Genomic DNA, 3,183 nt, shown 5'->3' on the forward strand with positions numbered 1-3,183 from the left:
ATTATTTAAGAGTTATAGGCTTATATAAAGGGGGAATTAGAATTGTTATTAAAGAGACATTTTTTCATTAATGGTGTGAAGAGAAACTTAATGGTTGATCCAGAAAGTAGTTTAGCTTCTGTATTACGTGAACAATTAATGCTTACAGGATGTAAGATAGGTTGTAACCAAGGTCACTGTGGTACTTGTACAGTTATATTAAATGGTAAACCTGTTCGTTCTTGTATAGTAAAAATGAAAAAAGTTCCAGAAGAATCTGTTATAGAAACTGTAGAAGGTTTAGCTAACGGAGACGAACTACATCCACTACAAGTTGCTTGGATGGGACATGGTTGTGCTCAATGTGGTTATTGTACACCTGGTTTCTTAATGTCATCTAAAGCTTTACTTGCTGAAAATCCTTCTCCAACTAGAGAAGAAGTAAGAGATTGGTTCCAAAAACATAAAAACTTATGCCGTTGTACTGGATACAAACCATTAGTTGATGCTGTTATGGATGCTGCTGCAGTAATGAGAGGCGAAAAATCTGTTGATGATTTAATATTCAAACCAGTAGGAAACGATATATTAGGTACTGAATATGTAAGACCATCTGCAAAAGCTAAAGTAACTGGTACTTGGGATTACGGTGCTGATATGGACTTACAAATGCCAGAAGGTACTTTAAAATTAGCTTTAGTTCAAGCTGAAGTTTCACATGCTTTAATAAAAGGAATAGATTATTCTGAAGCATTAAAAGTTCCTGGAGTTCATAAAGTTATAACTGCTAAAGATGTTAAAGGTAACAACAGAATAAACGGTTTAGTATTCTTCCCAGGATACAACAAAGGTGATGGTTGGGATAGACCAGTTCTTTGTGACGAAAAAGTATTCCAATATGGTGATGCTATAGCAGTAGTTGCTGCTGATACTGAAGCAATAGCTAGAGAAGCTGCTAAACTTGTTAAAGTTGACTTAGAAGTACTTCCAGCTTACATGAGTGCTCCAGAAGCAATGGCTGAAGATGCTATAGAAATACATCCTGGTACTCCAAACGTATTCTATGAAACTAAATGTATAAAAGGTGAAGATACTGCTCCACTAATGGAAACTCTTCCAAATGTAGTAGAAGTTGAATCTTATTCAAGCCGTCAACCACATCTACCTCTAGAACCAGACTGTGGTCAAGCTTACATAGATGAAAACGGAAAATTAATCATACACTCTAAGAGTATCGGTATACATCTACATCACATGATGATTTGTGAAGGTATAGGTGTAGCTCCAGAAGATTGTTATATAGTTCAAAACCCAACTGGTGGTACTTTTGGATATAAATTCTCACCAACTATGGAATCTATACTAGGTGTTTGCTGCTTAGCAACTGGTAGACCAGTTTCTCTAGTATATGACCAATATCAACAAATCACTTACACTGGTAAGAGATCTCCTGCATTCTTAAAAGTTAAACTTGGTGCAGATGAAAATGGTAAGATATTAGCATTAGAAGGTGAAAACTACGTAGACCATGGTCCATACTCTGAATTCGGTGACTTATTAACAATGCGTCTATCACAATTCATGGGTGCTGGTTATGGTATACCTAATATAAGAAATAATTCTTACTGCGTATTTACTAACCATGCTTGGGGTAGTGCATTCAGAGGATACGGTGCTCCACAAAGTTTCATGGGTGTTGATACTGCAATAGATGTATTAGCTGATAAGATGGGAATGGACCCATTTGAATTAAGATATAGAAATGTTTACAGACCTGGAGATACTACTCCAACTGGTCAAACTCCTGAAGTATTCTCATTAGTTAAAATGATGGATGACTTAAGACCTGAATGGGAAGAAGCTAAGAAGAGAGTAAAAGCTAACTCTACTGATAAAGTTAAACGTGGTGTTGGTATATCTGTAGGTGTTTATGGATGCGGTCTTGATGGTGCTGACTCTTCAGAAGCTTACGCTGAAATAACTAAAGATGGTGTAACTATCTACAACTCTTGGGAAGATCATGGTCAAGGTGCTGACGTAACTACTTTAACTATGGCTCATGAAACTCTTAAGAAAGCTGGATACAAACCAGAAGATATCAAATTAGTATTATGCGATATGGAATTCACTCCAAACAGTGGTCCTGCTGGTGGAAGTAGATCTAACGTTGTTACTGGTAATGCTACTAGAATAGCTGCTGAAAACTTATTAAAAGCTTTAGAAAAAGAAGATGGAACTTATCGTACTTATGACGAACAAGTTGCTGCTGGATTACCAACTAAAGTTACTGGTAAATGGGTTGCTTCTGAATGTACTGACTGTGATGGTGCTACTGCTCAAGGTAAACCATTCAGTAACTATATGTACGTATTAAATATGCCAGAAGTTGCTGTTGATATGGAAACTGGTAAAGTTACAGTTGAAAAATTCACTATGTCAGTTGACTGTGGTACTATAATCAATAAATTAGTTGTTGAAGGTCAAGTTTATGGTGCTTTAGCTCAAGGTATTGGTCTTGCATTAACTGAAGACTTCGAAGACTTAGAAAAACATACTTCATTAGTTAAATGTGGTATACCACAAATCAAAGACGTTCCAGATGATTTAGTATTACATTTCTATGAAACTCCAAGACCAGAAGGACCTTATGGTGCATCTGGTATAGGTGAAGGACCTCTAGCTGCTCCTCACCCAGCTATATTAAATGCTATATTCAACGCTACTGGTGCTAGAATAACTAGAATACCAGCTACTCCAGACGTTGTTAAAGCTGCATTAGATAAATTAGAAAAATAGGTAATACTAGCTTAAAAATAGAATAATTGAAACTGTATAAGAGTAATTTTTAAATACTGCTCTTGTTAAGTGAATGGTAAGGAGGGCTTAAAATCTTAAGCCCTTCTTTTAATCTATAATCATAATTTTATGGGGGAATTTTATATGGATAGTAGTTTTAAAGATAAAGTTTTTTTTAGCGAGTCATTTTTAAGAGGCTTAGAAAGTAAGTGTGTCCAAAGTGAACCTCCTTGGTGTAACGCTATGTGTCCTATACATGTAGATGTTAGAGAAATATGCAAATTGGTTTCAGCTGGAAAATTTACTGAAGCTAGAAAGGTATATGAAGATAGAGTAGTATTTCCTAATATAATGAGCAAAATTTGTGAGCAAAAGTGTAAAACTAAATGCTTGAGAAATGGATTAGGC

Annotated in this window: 2 protein-coding genes; both read left to right on the forward strand. The window is 35.6% G+C overall.

All coding sequences use genetic code 11. From position 1 onward, the window contains the following. The first annotated feature begins 42 nt into the window (after window positions 1-42). Window positions 43-2,775, forward strand: a complete 2,733-nt coding sequence (locus tag MR593_RS07390) for a molybdopterin-dependent aldehyde oxidoreductase (RefSeq protein WP_290691466.1) — start codon at window positions 43-45, stop codon at window positions 2,773-2,775. Between the two features lie 144 nt (window positions 2,776-2,919). Next, on the forward strand, window positions 2,920-3,183 hold a 264-nt coding region (locus MR593_RS07395; protein WP_290691470.1), incomplete at its 3' end, for a hypothetical protein.

This window comes from Intestinibacter sp. (genome assembly GCF_022780145.1).
GTDB lineage: Bacteria > Bacillota > Clostridia > Peptostreptococcales > Peptostreptococcaceae > Intestinibacter.